Below are 22,906 nucleotides of genomic sequence, written 5' to 3' on the forward strand. Positions count from 1 at the left end.
TGTAATTCTTTCGAACCTTCATGTTTTCAACTACATTCTAACATGACTTTCTATATCATAAAAGAAAAAAAAGACCGAAAATCGGTCTTTTCTTTCTTCTATTATAAAGTCAGACAACATACCTTTTATCTTATGATAAACAGTTACTATATGACTTCCTAATTTCTCATATTTAACGGCAAGTGGTAGTCTCTTCCACTGCCGCATAGACAGCACGCGCTCCACCAATTAGTTTTCCACGTGTTTTGGCCATCGTTACATGCGCACTTCCAATTGCCTTCACACTTGTACGAACCGGAACAGCTACATGCTTTAAATGCATACCGATAAATGTATCACCAATATCCATTCCTGCATCAGCTTTAATAAACTCAACTACTACCGGATCTTTCAAATTGTGATACGCGTATGTCCCCAATGCACCACCTGCTGATCTAACAGGCGTAACTGTTACAATTTCAAATTGATATTTTATCGCTACTTCTCTCTCAACTACTAAAGCACGGTTTAAATGCTCACAACATTGAAACGCTAATTCAATACCTGTTTGCTCTTGAAATTGTTTTAACTCAGAGAAAATCGCCTCTGCTACTTCCATCGTTCCTGATGTTCCAATTCTTTCGCCTAGCACTTCGCTCGTGCTACAACCCACTACAAAAATTTGACCGCTTTGTAATGAAGCTTGTTCTTGGAAATCAGAAAGCGACATTTGTAGCTGTTCTCTTACCTTTACGATTTCTGTCATTACGCCTCTTCCTTTCACAAGTTGGTTCACCAAATTATATTTCACACTACTGATAGTTAGAATCTATTACTTTGTTTCGTATGTTTTAATTTTTCCTACGCGGTTTTCGTGACGACCACCTTCATAGTCAGTTGTTAACCAGATTTTCGCGATATCACGCGCTAGACCAGCACCAATTACACGCTCGCCCATCGCTAGCATGTTAGTGTCATTATGCTCTCTCGTTGCTTTCGCGCTGAAAGTATCATGAACTAACGCACAACGGATACCATTTACTTTGTTTGCTGCGATTGACATACCAATGCCTGTCCCACAAACTAAAATACCACGATCTACTTCACCATTCGCTACCATTTCAGCTGCTGGAAACGCAAAGTCAGGGTAATCAACAGAACCAGCTTCACATTCACAACCTAAATCAATATATTCAATATTTAACTCTTCTAATAAACTTACAAGTTCTTTGCGGATATTCATACCGCCGTGATCAGATGCTATTACTACTTTCATTTTTACCCCTCCAAATTTTCAATCAATTATCTTCATTTCACACTCGCTACCTCACATAGGAAGAAGTGATCTCCAATATCGTATTATACACGAAACATCAACCTACTGAATGTTTTTTCAGTAAAGTTTGTACAAGTTTTTCCATCTCATCTAACGTTTCTTTATAAATAGAAAGCGAGCCTCCAAAGGGATCTGAAATGTCCTTGCCTATACCTTCAGTTAATCCATATAACGTATTTAATTTCTTTTCAACGCTCGGATAATGTCCAAGTACAATTTGCTTATGGTTTTCTGTCATCGTTACGACAATATCAGCCCAATCAAGCAAAGTTTCATTTACTTGCTGCGCCGCATGATCAATTAAAATTCCTTTTTCGGCTAAAGCTTCCTTCGCATGTATCGATGCATCGCTCCCAGGATAGGCGAAAACACCAGCAGATTGCACTTCAAACTTATCTCCTCCGTGATGACGAAGCAACGCCTCAGCCATTGGACTACGACATGTATTGCCAGTACAAACAAATAACACTCGTTTCATTCAAACCCACCCCTATATTCGATTTCTTACCATTCATCATAACTTACATTAGAATAGAACAAAAGAAATGTGAATATACAAAAGGCGCATTTCTCTTATATTTTTTCTAAGAAAAATGCGCCTTATCCACATATATGTGAAACCCTATTTCCAAGTGCCTAGAGTATTTTAACATACATGCTGAACATGCAACAAAATAAGGAATCCATTTCATACGAAACGGATTCCTCTTATATTGCAATTATTTCATTGTAACTTTCATTACTTCTGTTGAACCTTTTGTAGCTGCTACGCCTACAGTTGTCTTAATAGACTCAGCTGCATCTGTGTTTGTAATAACAATTGGAGTAATTGTGCTTTTCGCTTTTTCACGGATTAATTCTAAGTCGAATGAGATTAATTTATCTCCAGCTTTTACAGCTTGGCCTTCAGAAACGTGAGCTTCGAAACCTTCGCCTTCCATTTTTACAGTTTCTAATCCAACGTGGATTAAAATTTCTGTACCGTTTTTCGCTTTAATTCCGATAGCATGTTTTGTGTGGAATAATTGTACGATTTCACCATCAACTGGAGATACAACTACACCTTCAGTAGGATCGATTGCAACACCGTCACCCATCATACGACCAGCAAATACTGGATCTGGTACTTCTTCAATATTTTTCACTGCTCCAGTTAATGGAGCTACGATTGTTTCTTCATTTGTTTTTGAACCAAGACCGAATAATTTTTTAAACATAGGATAGTCCTCCTTATAATTTACCTAAAAGTTTATAGGGCAATCCCTAGTAAAGCTCGGGATACATGTAAGACTTCATACTTCGAATATTATACTGTAAAAACGCTTTCGAAATAAATTACGTCATTACTAATAGACTCTTATTGTAGCGCTTCACAAAATTCCAGTCAATTCTGATTGTCTGAATAACAATTAGAAGTTAACTTCTATTTATATTTTCTCTTTTTTTGCCCAACTTGTCTAGAGGTCTTTACTACATTTTATTTTTTGTTGTTAATTTGTAAAATTTAATTCAAACTTTTTTCAAAATCAACTTGACTAAAGTAAGTAACTATCTTATCATTACTTACGTAAGGTAAGTTAATAACTTTTAGGAGGTTTTTAAAAATGATGGATTTCGGTCTACTTATTATTCGTCTTATTATAGGAATTACATTCATGGGTCATGGCGCTCAAAAATTATTTGGTTGGTTCGGCGGTTACGGTTTAAAAGGAACAGGTGGCTGGATGGAGTCAATCGGTTTACGTCCTGGTGTATTTATGGCATTTATGGCTGGCGCAACTGAATTACTAGGTGGTTTCTTATTTGCATCAGGTATTTTCATTGTAGTTGGTTCATTATTTATCGTTGGAACAATGTTAATGGCTATCTTCACTGTTCACGGAAAAAATGGTTACTGGGTAACACAAAACGGATATGAATATAACTTAATGTTAATTGCTGTCGCTGTTGGTGTAGCTTTAATCGGACCTGGCGCATACGTTTTACTTTAATTTTTATCTCAAATTTGAGATTCTTGAAAAAAGAACTTACTTCATTACAATTGAAGTAAGTTCTTTTTATGAAACAAAATATTATTTCCAGCAGGATTTTCTCATCGTTATCTTGTAAACAAACAATAAGTATTCATATTTAGAAAGGGGATTACAAGCATGTTATCCATTAATCCAAATGAACAAACTGAAAAAGATAATTACAAATTACTTACTGGAAGTATCATCCCTCGTCCTGTCGCATTCGTTACTTCTGTAACAAAAGAAGGCGTACTAAACGGAGCACCATATAGTTATTTCAATATTGTCGCTGCTAATCCACCACTTATCTCAGTATCTGTACAACGAAAAGCCGGAGAAAGAAAGGACACTTCCCGAAACGCAATTGAAAAAGGAGAATTTGTCGTACATATTTCTGACGAATCATATGTAGCAGCAATTAACGAAACAGCAGCTAATCTCCCGCCAAATGAAAGTGAAATTGAACTAGCAAAACTAACACCAATCGAAAGTGAAGTCATCTCTGTTCCAGGTGTAAAAGAAGCAAATATTCGAATGGAATGCGTATTAGAACGTGCAATTCCACTTGGCGGAACGGAAGACTCACCAGCTTGTGATCTACTAATTGGACGCGTCGTTCGTTTCCACGTTGCCGAACATCTATATGAAAAAGGGCGCATTCACGCCGAAGGACTCAAACCAATAAGCCGCCTAGCAGGACACAACTATGCAAAATTAGGAGAACAATTTGAATTGGTTAGGCCAGTTTAAAAGTGGAAGTGGCCCGTTTAGCTCTGACCAGCTAAGGTTCTCTCGCACAAAAGGTGCTTTTTACCTTTCGTGCGGGAGGTTCTTAGATGCGAAGAGCTGGCCACTGGAACTGGATAATATCTAAAAGCGGAAGCGGCTCGCTCAGAATGAGAGGGGGGATGGAGCTTCTGACGTAGAGGCGCTTTTTGCCTCGCAGGAAGACGCGAAGCCACCGGCCATTCTAGCCGCTGGAACTGGATATATTTAAAAGCAAGGCGGCTAGATTCCTCCCATCACTCAAATATAAAATCCCCTGCTTTTTAGCAGGGGATTTTATCATTGTAATTCTTCCTTCTTTTCCTCTAAAGTAGGCATTTTCTCTTTTTTCGGCTTCCCTAGCTTAATTACGAAGAAGTATAGGGAAAGCAATGTAATAAGAAAAACAATTAAAAACGGGTACGGAGAGTAAAAGGCACGCGCCGCCTCAGTCTTTCCCGCAACAAATTTCAATGACTCAATATCTAAAAACTCAGCAAACATTTGTACACCGAGCATACTAAACCAAAAAACAAAAAAACTAATAATAATACCAAAAACTTGCTTCAATCTCGTCATTCATCTCATCCTTTCTATATCTGTAATTTTTAGCGCAATAAATATAGTACAAACAAAATATTCACAGAAAGGAACTATCTCACCATTCACGAATTAACTTAATCCAACCTAACATCGAAATTTGCAAAATAATACCCCAAATTATAAGTCTTCTTAGCCATCGAGGATAGAAGGTTAAAAATTTAACATACCATTCCAATAGCTTGTTCATAATTCCCTCCTACATAAAATTATATAGGAAAAAGGATATATAATCCAAACCCAACCAAAATGATACCACCTACTATCTCACCATATGTACCGAGCATATCTTTCGCATGTCTCCCAATTAATAAACCCATCCACGCTAATAACATGCTAACAAATCCAAAAAGTAAAATCGTAATAATTGTTTGTGCCCCATAAATACCAAGACTAAGTCCTACTGAGAAACTATCTATACTGACGCCAAATGCAAATACGAATAAACTAATTCCAATAGGGGCTGTTCTAGTCTCTTCATTTTGTAAAATGCTCGAATATACGATATAAAACCCTAGTCCGATTAATAAAATAGCACCCGCAAAATGTGCGATATCTCCATACTTCTCTGATAAAAAACGACCTAGTACCATTCCTATAAACGGCATAATAATATGAAATATCCCTATCGTCATACCAATATACAGGATTTGTCTTAACTTTAGGGGTATCATCCCCATACCAAGACTCACCGAGAACGCATCCATCCCTAAGGCGAATGCCATAATTATTAAAGGTATTAGCTGTTCAAACGTCATTCATGCCCCTCCTTGGACGTGCTACTTCACAATATGCTTATCCAAGGAGAAATATTCTGTTTGCTAATCTTACCTTATCATTCAATAATAATATGATGTCCTGCCGCTTTTGTTAAACGATTCATAATTGCATTCCCTATTCCTTCATTAGGGAATGACTCACTAAAAATAACATCCACTTCACTTGCATCAAATGTTCTAAGTACATCATATAATTTAGTCGCAACACTAGCTAAGTCACTTCTAACACCACAAGATAATATAACATCTGCACTATATACATGCTGATACTCTTCTGTCGTTAATACGCCTACTTTAAATCCTTCTTCCTTTTTCTCATCCACAAGATGCTGAATAAACTCACGTGAACCCTCAACAATACTAAGTGGTGCTTTCGGGGCATAATGTGTGTATTTCATTCCAGGCGATTTCGGTTTTTCCTTCTCATCCTTTAAAGCTGGATCTAAAGAAACAGTACCTATCACCGCTTCTAATTGTTCTTTCGTAATCCCACCTGGACGTAATATTGTTGGAACCGCGCTTGTACAATCAATTACAGTTGATTCAACGCCTACTCCAGTTGCACCACCATCAACAATACCTGCAATCTTCCCATTCAAATCTTCATATACGTGAGAAGCTAATGTTGGACTTGGACGCCCTGAACGATTCGCACTTGGTGCCGCAACAGGTACATTCGCCTCTTCAATAAGAGCAAGTGCAATTGGATGATCAGGCATTCTTACTCCAACCGTATTAAGTCCTGCCGTCACCTTCTCTGAAATCCCTTCTTTTCTCGGCAAAATAATTGTTAATGGTCCTGGCCAAAAATGCGCCATTAACTTCTCTGCAACTGGTGGAATTTCTTTCACAATCCCATCTAACTGAGATTTTGTACCTATATGGACAATGAGTGGATTATCACTCGGTCTTCCTTTCGCTTCGAAAATTTTCGCGATTGCTTCATCATCCATCGCATTTGCACCTAACCCATATACTGTTTCCGTAGGGAAAGCCACCGCCTCATTTTCTCTTAATAATTTTGCTGCTTCTTGTAACTGTGGATAATATTTTTTTCTTTCCACAACATTATCCACAACCCACATGTTTGTATGCATTTTTTTCCACGTCCTTTTCTACCCTTAAATACTTGTATATTTTTAGTTTACTATGAGATTTATCCAAAAGACAAACAAGGTTTATCCACAAAATGTGGATAAACCTAATTAATCCGTGGATAACTTTGTGAATAGCTGACAATTTAGTATTATTGCATTCTGCTCTTTTATATTTTTACAAAAATGTTCTAGTTGTTGAATTCCCTCTGGAACCTCATCCTTTTCTATAGTAAAAAAGTCAAAAAACTGAAAGATCGGTACAGATTGTGGATGATTTGTTAGTAAGTACAATTGTTGAACACTTTTTTCTTTCATATACTGCAAAAACATTTCAAAAAAATATAAGAAAGTCTGTTTATCCACATGAGGTGTGAATAAACAAGAACGAATAAGCACATCTTCCCCACTTTGTTCATAACCAATTACAGCTCGTATTTCTTCCGCCTCTTCCAAAATCATAAATTGTGCGTACAACTCATTTATTTTATCATCTTTTTTATTAGCTTGTCCGAAAAAAGAATGTAATCTTTCCACATCTGCTTTCGTAGCAAAATACACTTTCTTCATAATAAATCCCTCCTCATTTTTATATATGAAGAGGGATTTATTAATAGTACTATTTAGAGAATAAAGATGTAAAAGCTTCTACAATAAACAATTTAACTTCTGGCTTTTCTTCTTCCTCTTCTACTTTTACATACTCATTTTGTTTTTCTTGTTTTTTCTCCACAGGTTTCTCCACTTTTTCCACAGTTTTTATTTCTTCTTTACTTACAGGCTGCTCTTCGACTTTTGTTTCATTTTTTACTACTTTCTTTTCAGAAGCTGTTACTTTTTTTACTACTTCCTGCTTTACAGCTTTCGTTTCTTTTACCTTATCTACTTTCTTCTCTTCTTTATCTATTACTTCCTCATCTAGTTGTTTCACCTGCTCCTCTTCAGGAGATTCCGCCTTTACAACGTGCTCTTCTTTTCTTACAGCTGTCCCACTCGAAAAATCTAAGAAACACATTGGTGGAAATAATACACACCACCAGTTCGCCCCTTCACCTTCTCCAATTGTGATTAATACTGCTTCATATTCTCCTGCTGGATAAATAAAATTCCCGTATACCTTTGTAGGAAACTTTACATTCTTACTAAATTTCACTTGAAATGAATCTTTACTTCCTTCTCTATTTAACGTATTTTCCACCGTTTTCTCGATTTCTGGAATATGACTTTGAATTACTTTGCGTGCCTCTTCAAATGAAGTTAAATCCGCTACCCATCCATCAATTTGTGCTTTTACTTCATCACGCACTTTACGCTTTAATGCCTGGTCTTTATCTGAATCACTATTTGCTAAAATTCTTAATCGAACGGCCTCTTTCGGAATAACTGAAGGCCCTTTCGCATCAGCTTTCATATATCCAAACTGCACAAGTAACTGTGCACCAATTAATAGTATAAGAAGATAAGCAATAACTTGTTTTTTCATTTCCTCCACCGTCCCTTCTACAAACAGTGTGGACAGACTTTCATCTTTCTAAACTATTAAATTCAAAATCTATATGAATTTTTCCACAAAAAAATAGAGTAAGGTGTGAACCTTACTCCATCTCTGCAAATACCATACGATCTTTTCCGTTAATATCGAAAACAACCTCAACATGAGCATGTGGAAAAGCTTGTTGTAACAATCTTTTTACATCCTCACCTTGTCCTACTCCAATTTCAAACGCCACAATCGCTTTCTTCTGCAACACATTCGGCAATTCTTCCATAAAACGGCGATAGAAATCTAATCCGTCTTCACCACCAACAAGTGCTCTCTTCGGCTCATGCTCTTTCACAACAGGAGAAAGACCACGCCAATCCTCTTCCGGTATATATGGAGGATTTGAAACAACAACATCTAGCTTTTGACCCGTTTTATGAAATGGTGACAATAAATCACCGTGATAGAACGTTACTTCTGCACCTAAAGCTTTTGCATTTTCTTTTGCAACTTCAATCGACTCTTGTGCAATATCTACTGTATAAACATGAAGATTTTCATTTTCTAAAGCAAGCGTAATAGAAATCGCTCCACTACCTGTACCTATATCTGCTACATGTAGTTTCTCATCACCAAAATGGCGCTCGATTCTTTCTAATACTCCCACTATAAGCTCTTCTGTTTCCGGTCTTGGTATTAATACTTCTTCATTCACAAAGAAAGACCGTCCATAAAACATTTCATAACCAATCATATATTGAATAGGAATACCTTCTACATACTTGTGGATAAACTCCGTAAAGCTTTTCTCTTGATCCTCAGTTATTTCTTCACGCATATTCATAAGTAATCCTGTTCTGTTCACCTTTAATACATGACAAAGGACAATTTCTCCCGCATTTTCATCTCGTCCATTTTCCTGTAAAAAAGAAGAAGCCCATTTCAGGGCTTCATAGACACGCATTACTCAGCTGCCTCCATCTTTTGAGCCTGATCTTCCATCACTAAGGCATTGATGAAATCATCTAACTTACCTTGTAAGATTTGATCTAGCTTTTGAATCGTTAAACCGATTCGATGGTCTGTAACACGGTTTTGCGGGAAGTTATACGTACGAATACGCTCTGAACGATCTCCCGTACCAACAGCTTGTTTACGGTTTTGATCATACTCAGCTTGCGCTTCTTGTCTAAACTTATCATAAACACGTGCGCGTAATACTTTCATCGCTTTTTCTTTATTCTTGATCTGTGATTTCTCATCCTGACAAGATACAACTACACCAGTCGGTAAATGCGTTAAACGCACCGCTGACATCGTTGTATTAACGCTCTGTCCACCAGGTCCACTAGAAGCGAATGTATCAACACGAACATCTTTCTCGTGAATATCAATTTCTACTTCTTCTGCCTCTGGTAATACAGCTACAGTTGCTGTAGATGTATGAATACGTCCACCAGATTCCGTTTCAGGAACACGTTGTACACGGTGAGCACCATTCTCGAATTTCAGCTTCGCGAAAGCACCTTTACCATTAATCATAAAGATAATCTCTTTATATCCACCTAACTCTGTATAGCTAGCCTCAATAATCTCCGTTTTCCAGCCCTGTACCTCAGCGTAACGGCTATACATACGGTATAAGTCACCAGCAAATAAAGCTGCCTCGTCTCCACCAGCAGCTCCACGAACCTCAACGATAACGTTCTTATCATCATTAGGGTCTTTTGGAACAAGTAAAATTTTCAGACGCTCTGATAATGTTTTATCTTGTGATTCTAACTCAGAAACTTCTTCTTTTACCATTTCACGCATTTCTGCGTCTAACTTATCTTCTAACATTGCTTTCGCATCTTTTAATTGCTCACGAACATCCTTATACTCACGATACACCTCTACCGTTTCCTGTATATCAGACTGTTCCTTTGAATATTCACGAAGCTTATTTGAATCACTAATAATCGCTGGATCACTTAACAATTCATTTAACTTCTCATAACGATTTTCTACAGCTTGCAAACGATCTAACACATCATTCACCTCTACATCCTAGTATCTAATACAAATAGTATATGGTACTTACTCAAAAAAACGCAAATTATATTTAAAAGCACAAACGGCTCGTTCAGAATCGCAGGACATTGGAACTCTCGATCTTGAAGCGCTCTTTGCTTCGAGCGAGAGAGTGAAATGGCCGGAGATTCTAGCCGCTGGAGCTAGATAATATATTTAAAAGTGGCGGTGGCTCTTTCAGCTCTGACCAGCTAAGGTTCTTTCGACCTAAAGGTGCTTTTTACCTTTTGGGCGGAAGGTTCTTAGATGCGAAGAGCTAGCCACCAGAACTAGATATATTTAAAAGCGTAAGCGGCTCACACCGCTCATTCTCTCTATTTTGAAAAAAACCCGCCTTGCGCAGCGAGTTTTACTTATCTTTGTTTGCAGGTACTGCATGACAATGACGACAACGCGGTTCATACGATTCTGAAGCTCCAACTAAAATAATTGGATCATCAAATGCCGCTGGTTCTCCATCAATTAATCGTTGTGTACGACTTGCTGGAGATCCACATACAGAACATACTGCTTGTAGTTTTGTCACATGTTCAGCAATCGCCATCAGCTGAGGAACTTGTCCAAATGGTAGACCACGGAAATCTTGGTCTAAACCAGCTACAATGACACGATAGCCACGATTTGCCAATACTTGCACCACTTCCACAATGTCCCCATCAAAAAATTGCACCTCATCGATTGCAATAACATCCAGCTCTTCTGTAATATGTTCAAATATATTCTTTGAAGCTGAAACAGGAACTGCTTTTACCTTTAATCCGTTATGTGATACTACATCTTCTTCACTATATCGATTATCAATACATGGTTTAAATACAATTGCATGTTGTTTTGCAAATTGCGTACGGCGCACACGGCGGATTAGCTCTTCTGACTTGCCAGAAAACATACTACCGCAAATCACTTCAATCCAGCCATTTTGATTTATTAAGTACATGAAGCTCTCCTTTCATCTACTTTTCAGTTAAAAGTAGGGTAAAGGTATAATATTTTCGCAAAAAAAACAGACAAGCGAATACATACACTTGCCTGTTTTATGTTTTTATTACTTAAGACCGTATTTCTTATTGAAGCGGTCAACGCGTCCGTCTGCAGTAGCAAACTTCTGACGTCCAGTGTAGAATGGGTGAGAATCAGAACTGATCTCAACTTTTAGTAATGGATAAGTGTTACCATCTTCCCACTCAACAGTTTCGTTAGATCCTTTAGTAGATCCGCTTAAGAATTTGAAGCCTGTGTTTGTGTCCATGAATACAACTTTCTTGTAATCTGGGTGAATTCCTGCTTTCATTCTTTTCATCTCCTTCCGCCCTGAATCATTTTCGAAACAGAGTTTTTCATCTTCAGCTGCATACACAACTATATTGATGAAACACATATGATGAAATTATAACAAGGCTAACTTCATTTTGCAACTACCTGTTTTTGTCTTTTTAATTTTAAAAGCGCAAGCGGCTCGTTCAGAATGGGAGGGGGATGGAGCTTCTGACGTAGAGGCGCTTTTTGCCTCGTAGGAAGACGCGAAGCCACCGACCATTCTAGCCGCTGGAGCTGGATATTAAATTGAAAGTGGAGGTGGCTCGCTCAGCTCTGACCAGCTAAGGTTCTTTCGCCCTAAAGGTGCTTTTTACCTTTTGGGCGGAAGGTTCTTAGATGCGAAGAGCTAGCCACCGGAACTGGATATTATCTTAAAGTGTAGACGGCTCGCTCAGCTCTGACTGGCTAAGGTTCTCTCACTTATCCCTCTCTTTAATATCACCTAAACAGCATAAAAAACTCGCTTACTATAAAATAAGCGAGTCCTGATTTTTTCCCTTTACTTAGTTGTTACATACCTTTTTGAGTCTGCAACAATGTTTTGTAAAAACTCTTCATTCGTCTTCGTTTGACGAAGCTTACGTAAGAAACTTTCAACGAAGTCTGGTGTATCACGCATTGTTTTACGAATGCCCCATAACTTGTCTAAATGTTCTTTTGGAATTAATAGATCTTCTTTACGTGTACCAGAACGACGAATATCGATCGCCGGGAAGATACGACGTTCAGCTAATGAACGATCTAAGTGAAGTTCCATATTTCCAGTTCCTTTAAATTCCTCGTAAATAACATCGTCCATACGGGATCCTGTATCAACAAGGGCTGTTGCTAAAATTGTTAAGCTACCGCCTTCTTCAATATTACGCGCAGCTCCAAAGAAACGCTTCGGTCTATGGAAGGCAGCTGGATCGATACCACCTGATAATGTTCTACCACTTGGTGGAATAACGAGGTTGTAAGCTCGAGCTAAACGGGTAATACTATCCATTAAAATGATAACATCTTTCTTGTGCTCTACAAGACGCATCGCACGTTCTAACACAAGCTCAGCTACTTTAATATGATTTTCTGGCACTTCATCAAAAGTAGAACTTACAACATCTCCTTTAACAGAACGTTCAATGTCTGTTACTTCCTCTGGACGCTCATCAATTAAAAGTACAATTAATTCTGCTTCCGGATGATTTGTTGTAACACTATGCGCGATTTCTTTTAATAGACTTGTTTTACCAGCCTTTGGAGGCGCAACAATTAAACCACGTTGTCCAAATCCAACTGGTGCGATTAAATCCATGATGCGTGTCGGTAACTTTTTAGGTTCCGTTTCCAATTTCATTTGGCGATCTGGGTATAATGGTGTTAATGCAGGGAAATGCACACGCTCTTTTGCTGAATCTGGATCATCTCCGTTTACAGCTTCAACTTGTAATAACCCAAAATAGCGTTCATTTTCTTTCGGAGGTCGTACTTTACCAGAAACCTTATCTCCATTACGTAAATCGAAACGACGAATTTGCGAAGCTGAGATATAAATATCTTCTGAGCTTGGAGAATAGTTGATAGGACGTAGGAATCCAAATCCTTCTGATTGAATAATTTCTAATACGCCTTCCATGAAAAAGAAACCTTCTTTTTCTGCTCGAGCTTTCAAAATAGAAAAAATTAACTCTTTTTTCGTTAACTTGCTATAATACGAAATCTTAAATTCTTTCGCAAGCTCGTATAACTCTTTTAATTTCATGTTTTCTAATGCTGCAATTGACAAATTCATTCAGACACCACACTTTAACGTTATTCTCTTTTTTCATGGGTAAAGGGAAAAAATACGGAAGGCAAATAATTAATAATGAAAGGCAATAAGTTCAAGTAGGGTAATATTCACTATTGTAACCCTTTTATCTAGTTTTAATCAATACGTTGGAACACAAATACAAGAAGCGAAGACAAGAAAATTTGTCTTCGCTTCTTATTTAATTTAGTTCCAGCTCCGATAGTTAGAAAAGTCGACCATTTTAACCTTTCTGAGCGAGCTGCTTCCACCTTTTATTTAATCCAGCTTCAGCAGCTAGAATGGTCGGTGGCTTCACTTCTTCCTACGAGGCAAAAAGCGCCTCTACGTCAGAAGCTCCATCCCCCTCCCATTCTGAACGAGCTGCTTACGCTTTTTATTTAATAACCAAGTTCGGTTTTTTATTTAAGCTATGACGACCATCTACGAAGCGAACTGTGCCTGATTTTGCGCGCATAACAAGGGATTGCGTTGTTCCTACGCTACCTTTAAATTGAACACCGCGTAATAGTTCTCCATCTGTTACGCCTGTTGCTGCAAAGATTGCATCGTCACCTTTTACTAAGTCCTCCATACGAAGGATACGATTAATGTCTTCTATACCCATTTTTTTACAACGCGCTAATTCAGCTTCGTTTTGTGGCAATAGTTTTCCGTGAATTTCTCCACCTAAACATTTTAAAGCAACTGCTGCTAATACACCTTCAGGTGCTCCACCAGATCCAAATAAAATATCTACACCTGTACGATCAAACGCTGTATTAATCGCTCCAGCTACATCTCCATCATTAATCAATTTAATGCGCGCACCAGCTTTACGAATTTCTTCGATAATTTCTTGATGACGTGGACGATTTAAAACTGTCGCTACAACATCTTCAATATCTTTATTTTTCGCTTTCGCAACTGCACGTAAGTTATCAATAATAGGCGCATCAATGTCTACCGCCCCAACTGCTTCTGGGCCAACCGCGATTTTATCCATGTACATGTCAGGGGCATGTAACAAATTACCGTGGTCTGCAATTGCAATAACAGCAAGAGCATTCCAGCCACCAGCTGCTACGATGTTTGTCCCTTCTAAAGGATCAACCGCAACGTCTACACGTGGTCCATATCCTGTACCTAATTTCTCTCCGATATATAGCATTGGTGCTTCATCCATCTCACCTTCACCAATTACAACTGTACCTTTCATCGGAATTGTATCAAATACATCACGCATAGCTGATGTTGCTGCACCGTCTGCCTCATCCTTTTTCCCGCGCCCCATCCAACGCGCTGATGATAAAGCTGCAGCCTCTGTTACACGTACTAACTCCATAGATAAACTTCTCTCCACGATAATCCCTCTCCTTTAAGTCTTTATATTTCTGCCGTATTTTGTGAACCGTGTTTTTCTATAAAGTGTACTTCCGCAAGTAGTGATGCTTCACTTCCCCCTTGCGGAAGTATCACTTATGCGTTCTTCATTTCTTCAATTTCTTGCTTTGTCATTTGTTCTCGCCAAATGTTTGCTCCAAGCCCTTTAAGCTTGTCCACTATATTCTCATAACCTCGATCAATATGCTCCAGTCCTGTTACTTCTGTAATTCCATCTGCCATTAAACCTGCAATAACAAGTGCCGCTCCCGCTCGTAAATCACTCGCCTTCACTTTTGCACCTTGCAGTAACACAGGACCAGTTACAATTGCCGAACGACCCTCTACTTTAATTTGAGCATTCATACGACGTAATTCATCAATGTGTTTGAAACGGGCACCGTAAATCGTATCTGTTACAACTCCCGTTCCGTGCGCCTTTGTTAAAAGCGTCGTAAACGGCTGTTGTAAATCCGTTGGAAAACCTGGATATACAAGCGTTTTGATATCAACTACTTTTAACTTTCTATTACCGTTCACCGTAATTTGATCATCGTTCGTTTCAACTTGAACACCAGCTTCTCTTAGCTTTGCAGTAACTGATTCTAAATGCTGAGGAATAACATTATCAACCGTTACTTCTCCTCCTGATGCAGCTCCTAGAATCATATACGTACCAGCTTCAATACGATCTGGGATGATAGTATGGTGACAACCATGTAAAGAGTCCACACCATCTATTCGGATTACATCTGTACCAGCACCTTTAATACGTGCCCCCATGCTTGTTAACAATGTAGCTACATCAATAATCTCGGGCTCTTTCGCTGCATTTTCAATAACAGTTCTACCTTTTGCTCGTACAGCTGCTAGCATAATATTAATCGTAGCTCCTACACTAACAACATCTAAATAAATACGTGCCCCGCGTAGCTCATCTGCTCTTAAATAGATGGCACCTTGTTCATTCGTAACATGTGCACCTAGCGCTTCAAACCCTTTAATATGCTGATCAATCGGCCTCGGTCCTAAATGACATCCACCCGGAAGCCCAATAACAGCTTTTTTAAAACGGCCAAGCATTGCACCCATTAAATAATAAGAAGCGCGCAATTTTTTCACTTTTCCATTTGGCAAAGGCATTGCAACCATGTTAGAAGGATCGACTACCATCTCCTCCTCCTGTCCATAAGTTACTTTCCCTCCAATTTCCTCTAGTAAGTCTCCTAACATTTTCACGTCCGAAATATTAGGGACACCACCAATAGTTACTGGAGTATCTGCTAAAATTGTCGCTGGAATTAATGCAACGGCACTGTTCTTTGCACCACTTACTCGAATTGTTCCATTTAAAGCTCTTCCGCCTTCAATTAGCAATTTTTCCATATTGAGCTCCCTTCTTGTGAATGTATTTACTTTCTATCTTTTTATAGAAAGCTCCCCTTAAGAATCTCAATTACTCTTTCCATCCCAAAACTCAATAAATAGGAAACCATTATCTTCATTTCTCCTGTAGCACGAATAGATAAAGATCAACTATTCATCGAATTCACTTTATCAATTTAGATACGTTATCACATTTATTAATAGGACTATGCACATTATTTTCTATTTAAAAACAAAAATGATAAAATCTTTAGACTTGTTCACGCTTTCATTATACAACGAAAGGAAACCGTCTAAAAGACTAGACGGTTTCCAAAACGGAATTTTATTCTTACGCTTTACCGTTAGAACCGAATTCGCGAATTTTACCAATAACAGTTGCTTTGATAGCGTCGCGGCCAGGTCCGATAAATTTACGAGGATCGTAAACTTCTTGGTCTTTGTTTAATACTTCACGAACAGCTTTTGTAAACTCGATTTGGTTCTCAGTGTTTACGTTGATTTTTGAAGTACCTAAAGAGATAGCTTTTTCGATATCAGCAGTTGGGATACCAGTACCACCATGTAATACTAAAGGTACGCCAGTGAAGTCACGAACTTGTTCCATTTCAGCGAATCCTAAGTTAGGCTCACCTTTGTAAGGACCGTGTACAGAACCTAAAGCTGGAGCTAGGCAATCGATACCTGTTGCTTCAACAAGGTGCTTACACTCTGCTGGGTCAGCGTAAATTACGCCTTCAGCGATTACGTCGTCTTCTTGTCCGCCAACTGTTCCAAGCTCAGCTTCAACAGATACGTTACGAGCGTGTGCGTATTCTACTACTTGTTTAGTAGTTTCAACGTTTTCTTCGAATGGGTGGTGAGAAGCGTCGATCATTACAGATGTGAAACCTGCATCGATTGCTTCTTTACATTTTTCGAAGCTTGAACCATGATCAAGGTGAATCGCTACAGGAACAGTGATGTTCATTTCTTCGATTAAAGCTTTAACCATAGCTACAACTGTTTTGAAACCAGTCATATGACGAGCTGCACCCTCAGATACACCTAGGATTACAGGAGATTTTTCTTCTTCCGCAGCAGCTAAGATAGCTTGAGTCCACTCTAAGTTGTTCATGTTGAATTGACCAACTGCGTATTTTCCTTCTAGTGCTTTGTTTAGCATTTCTTTCATAGAAACTAAAGGCATGGTGAATCCTCCTAAAAAACGTTTTTTGTATCCGATAAGTTCTTATCGCTGGTAGTATGACCAGAATAAGGTAAAATATGTATATATACATACCGGACTTTTTTCTACACTCAATAGGATAACAACTTGTACTCAAAAACTCAACCGTATTCACCTGCACAATAGTCCATGTAAACGCTTTTTTCCATATTTTTTATAAAAAATTCATTTTTACGCCTCTACAGCGAGCTCATTTCTCACAGCTTGACGAATTTCATCAATATCAAATGGTTTAGCAAAATGCATTAAAGCACCTAAATCTTTTGCTTCTTGGATCATATCAAGCTCTCCATAAGCAGTCATTAAAATTACTTTAATACTCTCATCAATTTCTTTTACATGCTTTAAAATCTCTATACCATCCATACCTGGAATCTTCATATCTAACACAACTAAATCTGGATTATCTTTTTTCACGATATCTAAAGCTTGAAATCCATTTGCTGCTTGGAATGTCTGATAACCTTCTTTTTGGAACACTTCATGTAATAACACACGAATGCCATATTGATCATCAACGATTAAAATTTTCCCTTCCATAACTCCCAACCTTTCTGTGTAAGTACAAGATTTAAAGCTTCTTATATCTTAACGATTAATTTTCGCTATTCTTTGGCAAATTCCTTCCTATTCTTTCTTATTTTACCGTTTCCTATTTTGTTATGCCACCATTCAATTTCACCTTTCTAAAAAAATACACTATAATGAAAGCCGGTAAACACGTACGAAGGGAGTAACATTATGTTAAAAATTTTTTCAACTCAATTAAGTGGTTATTTCTCCAGAGTTTCTCAAAAAGAGGAAATGAATATAGAAGATAGCGCCCGTCTACTTGCTCAAGCATTAATTGGCGAAGGTTTCATTTATTTACATGGTACAAATGAAATGGAGGGTGTCGTTGCTGAAGCACTATTCGGTGCTGAACCAATGAAGCAAGCAAAACGATTATTTGAAAATGGTAAAGAAGCAGAAGTAACCTCTGCGGATCGTGTACTTCTTATTAGCCGTTTTTCAACAGATGAAGCGGTTGTAGAAATTGCAAAAAAACTACAAGAAGAGGGACACTCTATTGTCGGCATTTCTGCTCTTCAAGAAGGTACGGAATCACTCGAACGATATACAGACGTACATATTGATACAAAACTGTTAAAAGGTCTTATTCCAGACGATGAAGGTAATCGCTACGGATTCCCAAGTTTAATAGTAGCTTTATTTGCTTATCACGGAATCAAATTTACAATCGATGAAATGTTAAATGAATATTAAAAAAAGCGCCTTATTTCAGGCGCTTTTTTTATTACTTGCTCTCTTTATTCGTAATAGAAGCTCTTACGAAGTCATGGAACAATGGTTGTGGACGGTTTGGACGAGAAACAAGTTCTGGGTGGAACTGTGCTGCCACGAACCAAGGGTGGTCTTTTAATTCAATGATTTCAACTAGACGGCCGTCTGGGCTTGTACCAGAGAATACAAATCCTTCTTTTTCCATATCAGGACGGAACTGGTTGTTGAACTCATAACGATGACGATGACGCTCATATACAACCGGCTCATTATAAGCATTGTAAGCATTTGTTTCTTCAGCAAGCTTACATGGGTATAGACCAAGACGAAGTGTACCACCTAGGTCCTCTACATCTTTTTGTTCTGGTAATAAGTCGATGATTGCATATGGTGTGTCAGGGTTGATTTCAGAAGAGTTAGCACCTTCTAAACCTAATACATTACGTGCGAATTCGATTGATGCAAGTTGCATACCTAAGCAAATTCCTAAGAATGGAACTTTGTTTTCACGAGCATATTGAATCGCAACGATTTTACCTTCTACACCACGATCGCCGAAGCCACCTGGTACAAGGATACCATCTGTATCGCCAACTAATTCTTTTACGTTTTCTGCTGTTACGTGCTCAGCATTTACCCATTTTACTTCTACATCTGTGTCGAATGAGTAACCAGCATGACGAAGTGCTTCTACAACAGAAATATAAGCATCTTGAAGTTCTACATATTTACCAACAAGAGCGATTTTTGTTTTCTTAGAAAGATTACGCACTTTGTTAACTAGCGCAGTCCACTCTGTCATATCTGCAGCTGGATTGTCTAATTTTAAGTGATCACAAACGATTTGGTCCATGTTTTGTTCTTGAAGAGATAATGGAACCGCATATAAAGTATCTGCATCGCGAGCTTCGATAACTGCTTTTGTATCGATGTCACAGAATAATGCAAGCTTGTCTTTCATATCTTGAGAAACAGGCATTTCTGTACGAACAACGATAATGTTTGGTTGAATACCTAAGCTACGAAGTTCTTTAACACTATGTTGTGTTGGTTTTGTCTTCATTTCACCCGCTGCTTTTAAGTATGGGATTAACGTACAGTGAATGTACATTACATTGTCACGACCGATGTCGCTCTTAATTTGACGGATTGCTTCTAAGAATGGTAGAGACTCGATATCACCAACAGTTCCACCGATTTCTGTAATAACAACATCCGCATTTGTTTCACGGCCAGAACGATATACGCGCTCTTTAATTTCGTTAGTAATGTGAGGAATAACTTGAACTGTTCCTCCTAAATATTCACCGCGACGCTCTTTTTGAAGAACTGAAGAGTAAATTTTACCTGTTGTTACGTTGCTGTATTTGTTTAAGTTAATGTCGATGAAACGCTCATAGTGACCAAGGTCTAAGTCAGTTTCAGCGCCATCATCTGTTACGAATACCTCACCGTGTTGGTATGGGCTCATAGTCCCTGGGTCTACGTTAATGTATGGATCAAACTTTTGAATCGTTACGTTTAAACCACGATTTTTTAAAAGTCTTCCAAGAGATGCTGCTGTAATACCTTTTCCTAAAGACGATACTACACCGCCTGTTACAAAAATATACTTAGTCATGAAAAAGCTCCCTTCTACTCTGTTGTTATATAATCACCGTTGCAAAGCGCAACGTATGTAGATAACACTGTATCCATCTTATTGTTAGACTCTTTTTATTTTCTAAACAAAAAACAAAAAAGAAAATTGCTCCCCTCATCACAAAAAGTAATAAGTAGGGAGCAATTTTCTTTTATATTTACACTTTAAAAGTATTATCGTCCTTTTTTAAAGAGCCCAAAAATGATTCTACATGGACGATAATGAAAAGTCAAGAACTACAGTTCTTCCTCTTCTTCTTCTTCAGTTTCATCATACTCAAGTTCTTCTTCGGCGAAGTCGTCATCATCTTCATCTAAATCATCAAGATCATCGTCATCTCCGTCTTCATCTTCAAGAACCTTGTCCAAATCTTCTACATCATCATCTTCATCTTCAGTTATGTCTGCATCGTCGAAGTCTTCATCTTCTTCAATGTAGTCGTCAAAACCGTCTTCTTCAACTTTACGTTTCTTCTTCGGTTTTGGTTGAGGCAAGATTTCTTCATCAATTTGCTCATATGGGTACCAGCTGCGTAGCCCCCAACGATTTTCTCCTAAATTAATGAAACGTCCATCGATGTTTAAGTCTGTATAAAATTGTGCGATTTTCGCATTAACTTGCTCTTGAGATAGTCCCAGCACTTGAGCGATTTCTTGAACCAACTCGTTGAATGTCGTTGCTTGTTTTTTATCCCCTAAAACGCTATGTACAACTTCAATCATTGAACATTCTTTTAGCTCTTCTGGTGAATATTGCTTAAAATCCACTTATGCGGCACTTCCTTTCATCAAATATAACCTTATATATAACGGCCTGCTTAAAAAAATCCATACTATTCATTATAAACAAAAGTCGCACAAATATGCTACAAAAAAAAACGGGAAACTTTTATAGGGTAGTAAAATTATAATTTGTCTGTTCCTTATTTCGGAAGCATATGGGCCCCTTGCAATACATACCTAATTTGCATTTCTGTATATTCTTCGAGCGTATACAGTTTTTGCAGCGCCCAGCGTCTAAATCCCCACATCTGTCCTTGTATAAAAATATTATGCGCAAGAAGCTGTATTTCTTTTTTATTTAATGTAAATGTTCCATTTTCCGTACACTGTTCTAAAATATTCTCGAACATTCCTACCATTTGAAACTCCTTTTCTAATACATACGGAAGTGATTCTTTCGGTAAAAAGCGTACCTCTTGATACATTATCAATACTTCTTCCTGTAATTCGTCCATCACTTTAAAGTAATTCGTTATTGCTATCTTTAAACTTTCTATACTCCCTTTTTCTGTACACACTACTTCCTCTAATCTTTCTTTTACATGTTCATATATACTATCACAAACTAAATATAAAACATCATCTTTGGTACGAATGTACTCATAAAGTGTCCCTATACTAAACCCAGCCGCTTTTGCAATCTCTCTCGTTGTTGTACGCGGAAATCCTTTTTGTTTAAACAGTTGCACCGCACCTTTAATCATTTGTTCACGTCTTAACGCAACTAATTTTTCATCTTTCACCGATGCATGCACATTATGTTTAACCATTCCCTTCACCTCTCTCTATTATTTTTTGGAAGGAAAAAGCGTAGGAAAATACCTACGCTTTCGTTCCTACTTCGTTAACATACGAGAAATTACAAGCCTCTGAATCTCTTGTGTTCCTTCATATATTTGTGTAATCTTTGCATCTCGCATATAACGCTCTACTGGATAATCTTTCGTATAACCGTAACCACCAAATACTTGCACCGCTTCAGTCGTCACCTTCATCGCTGTATCTCCTGCAAATACTTTTGACATCGCTGATTCTTTTCCATACGGAAGCCCTTCTGATTCAAGCCAAGCCGCTTGATATGTTAAAAGGCGTGCTGCTTCTACATCTGTTGCCATATCCGCAAGTTTAAAGCCAATCCCTTGCTGCGCCGCAATTGGTTTTCCAAACTGATGGCGCTCCCTTGCATATTCTACAGAAGCATCTAAAGCCCCTTGTGCAATACCAACAGCTTGCGCCGCAATACCGTTACGACCTCCATCTAATGTTTGCATCGCAACTTTAAACCCTTGCCCCTCTCCTCCAAGTAGATTCTCTACAGGAATACGGCAATCTTCAAACATAATTTCAGTCGTTGGTGAAGAGCGAATCCCTAGCTTGCTCTCCTTCTTCCCAACTGAAAATCCCGGTGTATCACTTTCTACAATAAATGCACTCGTACCGCGCTGCTTCGATTCAGGATCAGTTAGTGCAAAAACAACATAAATATCAGCAATACCACCATTAGTGATAAATATTTTTGATCCATTTAATACATAATGGTCTCCATCTCTTTTAGCAATCGTCTTCATTCCACCAGCATCCGATCCAGATCCTGGTTCCGTTAAGCCGTATGCACCAATTTTCTTCCCTTCAGCCATCGGTCGTAAAAACTTTTGCTTTTGCTCTTCCGTCCCAAATTTAAAAATTGGCCATCCCGCAAGTGAAGTATGCGCGGACAGTGTTACACCTGTTGAAGCACAAACGCGAGATAATTCTTCAATAGCGATTACGTATGCTAAGTAATCGCTTCCAATTCCGCCGTACTCTTCAGGCCATGGAATACCAGTTAAACCAAGCTCTGCCATTTGATCAAATAACTCTCGATCAAATCGCTCTTCTTCATCACGCTCAGCTGCTGTTGGTGCCACTTCATTTTTAGCAAAATCTCGAACCATTTTTCTTATCATTTCATGTTCTTCTGATAGTTTAAAATGCATCTCCGTCTCCCCCTCGCCC

General features: G+C 38.2%; 26 protein-coding genes. 3 read left to right on the forward strand and 23 right to left on the reverse strand.

The genetic code is table 11. The features are described from left to right. Window positions 1–172 precede the first annotated feature (172 nt). From NST27_RS26000 to NST27_RS26015, 4 genes are all read right to left on the reverse strand, one after another. On the reverse strand, window positions 173–745 hold the full coding sequence (locus tag NST27_RS26000; protein WP_000136376.1) for a TIGR01440 family protein: 573 nt from the start codon (window positions 743–745) through the stop codon (window positions 173–175). A 66-nt stretch (window positions 746–811) separates the two neighbouring features. Beyond that, on the reverse strand, window positions 812–1,255 hold the full coding sequence (rpiB, locus tag NST27_RS26005) for a ribose 5-phosphate isomerase B (protein WP_000869542.1): 444 nt from the start codon (window positions 1,253–1,255) through the stop codon (window positions 812–814). Between the two features lie 97 nt (window positions 1,256–1,352). Beyond that, window positions 1,353–1,793 carry a low molecular weight protein arginine phosphatase gene (locus tag NST27_RS26010; RefSeq protein WP_047387270.1) on the reverse strand — a complete coding sequence of 147 codons (441 nt, stop codon included), beginning with the start codon at window positions 1,791–1,793 and terminating at the stop codon, window positions 1,353–1,355. A gap of 241 nt (window positions 1,794–2,034) precedes the next feature. Beyond that, a complete protein-coding gene (locus NST27_RS26015) occupies window positions 2,035–2,532 on the reverse strand; it encodes a PTS sugar transporter subunit IIA (protein WP_000473665.1) in 498 nt (165 codons plus the stop codon). A 387-nt stretch (window positions 2,533–2,919) separates the two neighbouring features. On the opposite strand from NST27_RS26015, the gene NST27_RS26020 reads away from it, so the two are divergent. Both NST27_RS26020 and NST27_RS26025 read left to right on the forward strand, forming a co-directional pair. After that, on the forward strand, window positions 2,920–3,306 hold the full coding sequence (locus NST27_RS26020; RefSeq protein ID WP_000968616.1) for a DoxX family protein: 387 nt from the start codon (window positions 2,920–2,922) through the stop codon (window positions 3,304–3,306). 159 nt (window positions 3,307–3,465) lie between these two features. Next, a complete protein-coding gene (locus NST27_RS26025; RefSeq protein ID WP_000949055.1) occupies window positions 3,466–4,077 on the forward strand; it encodes a flavin reductase family protein in 612 nt (203 codons plus the stop codon). Between the two features lie 315 nt (window positions 4,078–4,392). Here the strand turns inward: NST27_RS26025 and NST27_RS26030 are convergent, their stop codons facing one another. From NST27_RS26030 to spo0F, 15 genes are all read right to left on the reverse strand, one after another. Then, on the reverse strand, window positions 4,393–4,671 hold the full coding sequence (locus NST27_RS26030) for a DUF3935 domain-containing protein (RefSeq protein WP_000197472.1): 279 nt from the start codon (window positions 4,669–4,671) through the stop codon (window positions 4,393–4,395). A gap of 79 nt (window positions 4,672–4,750) precedes the next feature. Further along, window positions 4,751–4,882 carry a hypothetical protein gene (locus tag NST27_RS26035; protein ID WP_001037636.1) on the reverse strand — a complete coding sequence of 44 codons (132 nt, stop codon included), beginning with the start codon at window positions 4,880–4,882 and terminating at the stop codon, window positions 4,751–4,753. Between the two features lie 19 nt (window positions 4,883–4,901). Next, on the reverse strand, window positions 4,902–5,450 hold the full coding sequence (locus NST27_RS26040; protein WP_000142463.1) for a manganese efflux pump MntP: 549 nt from the start codon (window positions 5,448–5,450) through the stop codon (window positions 4,902–4,904). Between the two features lie 77 nt (window positions 5,451–5,527). Beyond that, the gene (locus tag NST27_RS26045; protein WP_000557351.1) at window positions 5,528–6,568 is read right to left on the reverse strand and encodes an L-threonylcarbamoyladenylate synthase; all 1,041 of its coding nucleotides are present in this window, start codon (window positions 6,566–6,568) and stop codon (window positions 5,528–5,530) included. Window positions 6,569–6,676: 108 nt separating this feature from the next. Continuing rightward, window positions 6,677–7,135 carry a mechanosensitive ion channel protein gene (locus tag NST27_RS26050; RefSeq protein WP_000758437.1) on the reverse strand — a complete coding sequence of 153 codons (459 nt, stop codon included), beginning with the start codon at window positions 7,133–7,135 and terminating at the stop codon, window positions 6,677–6,679. Between the two features lie 49 nt (window positions 7,136–7,184). Then, window positions 7,185–8,048 (reverse strand): stage II sporulation protein R, encoded by an 864-nt coding sequence (gene spoIIR, locus NST27_RS26055; protein WP_000745071.1) that lies wholly within the window; start codon window positions 8,046–8,048, stop codon window positions 7,185–7,187. Window positions 8,049–8,160: 112 nt separating this feature from the next. Further along, window positions 8,161–9,012 carry a peptide chain release factor N(5)-glutamine methyltransferase gene (prmC, locus tag NST27_RS26060; protein ID WP_001267060.1) on the reverse strand — a complete coding sequence of 284 codons (852 nt, stop codon included), beginning with the start codon at window positions 9,010–9,012 and terminating at the stop codon, window positions 8,161–8,163. Next, a complete protein-coding gene (prfA, locus tag NST27_RS26065; RefSeq protein WP_000887064.1) occupies window positions 9,012–10,079 on the reverse strand; it encodes a peptide chain release factor 1 in 1,068 nt (355 codons plus the stop codon). Before prfA ends, prmC begins: the two co-directional genes overlap by 1 nt. 391 nt (window positions 10,080–10,470) lie before the next feature. Next, window positions 10,471–11,058: a thymidine kinase gene (locus NST27_RS26070; RefSeq protein ID WP_047387273.1), complete on the reverse strand. Its 588-nt coding sequence runs from the start codon at window positions 11,056–11,058 to the stop codon at window positions 10,471–10,473. Between the two features lie 108 nt (window positions 11,059–11,166). Next, window positions 11,167–11,412, reverse strand: coding sequence for a type B 50S ribosomal protein L31 (locus tag NST27_RS26075; RefSeq protein ID WP_000643433.1), 246 nt, complete (start codon window positions 11,410–11,412; stop codon window positions 11,167–11,169). A gap of 525 nt (window positions 11,413–11,937) precedes the next feature. Continuing rightward, window positions 11,938–13,209, reverse strand: coding sequence for a transcription termination factor Rho (gene rho, locus NST27_RS26080; protein WP_001053903.1), 1,272 nt, complete (start codon window positions 13,207–13,209; stop codon window positions 11,938–11,940). 394 nt (window positions 13,210–13,603) lie between these two features. After that, on the reverse strand, window positions 13,604–14,569 hold the full coding sequence (glpX, locus tag NST27_RS26085; protein WP_000442340.1) for a class II fructose-bisphosphatase: 966 nt from the start codon (window positions 14,567–14,569) through the stop codon (window positions 13,604–13,606). Window positions 14,570–14,685: 116 nt separating this feature from the next. Next, window positions 14,686–15,975, reverse strand: coding sequence for a UDP-N-acetylglucosamine 1-carboxyvinyltransferase (murA, locus tag NST27_RS26090; protein WP_000413254.1), 1,290 nt, complete (start codon window positions 15,973–15,975; stop codon window positions 14,686–14,688). 331 nt (window positions 15,976–16,306) lie between these two features. After that, window positions 16,307–17,164: a class II fructose-bisphosphate aldolase gene (locus NST27_RS26095; protein ID WP_001131855.1), complete on the reverse strand. Its 858-nt coding sequence runs from the start codon at window positions 17,162–17,164 to the stop codon at window positions 16,307–16,309. Between the two features lie 210 nt (window positions 17,165–17,374). Then, the gene (gene spo0F / locus NST27_RS26100; RefSeq protein ID WP_000398594.1) at window positions 17,375–17,743 is read right to left on the reverse strand and encodes a sporulation initiation phosphotransferase Spo0F; all 369 of its coding nucleotides are present in this window, start codon (window positions 17,741–17,743) and stop codon (window positions 17,375–17,377) included. Window positions 17,744–17,944: 201 nt separating this feature from the next. On the opposite strand from spo0F, the gene NST27_RS26105 reads away from it, so the two are divergent. Next, complete coding sequence (locus NST27_RS26105) at window positions 17,945–18,469, forward strand: DUF2529 domain-containing protein (protein ID WP_000912392.1); 525 nt, start codon at window positions 17,945–17,947, stop codon at window positions 18,467–18,469. Window positions 18,470–18,500: 31 nt separating this feature from the next. Here NST27_RS26105 and pyrG read toward each other — a convergent pair whose 3' ends face one another. From pyrG to acdA, 4 genes are all read right to left on the reverse strand, one after another. Then, window positions 18,501–20,108, reverse strand: coding sequence for a CTP synthase (pyrG, locus tag NST27_RS26110; protein WP_000170460.1), 1,608 nt, complete (start codon window positions 20,106–20,108; stop codon window positions 18,501–18,503). 257 nt (window positions 20,109–20,365) lie between these two features. After that, window positions 20,366–20,896, reverse strand: a complete 531-nt coding sequence (gene rpoE, locus NST27_RS26115) for a DNA-directed RNA polymerase subunit delta (RefSeq protein WP_000346284.1) — start codon at window positions 20,894–20,896, stop codon at window positions 20,366–20,368. A gap of 155 nt (window positions 20,897–21,051) precedes the next feature. After that, window positions 21,052–21,681 (reverse strand): TetR/AcrR family transcriptional regulator, encoded by a 630-nt coding sequence (locus tag NST27_RS26120; RefSeq protein WP_000238599.1) that lies wholly within the window; start codon window positions 21,679–21,681, stop codon window positions 21,052–21,054. 66 nt (window positions 21,682–21,747) lie between these two features. Then, window positions 21,748–22,887, reverse strand: a complete 1,140-nt coding sequence (gene acdA, locus NST27_RS26125; RefSeq protein ID WP_047387277.1) for an acyl-CoA dehydrogenase AcdA — start codon at window positions 22,885–22,887, stop codon at window positions 21,748–21,750. Window positions 22,888–22,906 lie beyond the last annotated feature (19 nt).

This window comes from Bacillus sp. FSL W8-0770, assembly GCF_038008705.1.
Taxonomy (GTDB): domain Bacteria; phylum Bacillota; class Bacilli; order Bacillales; family Bacillaceae_G; genus Bacillus_A; species Bacillus_A cereus.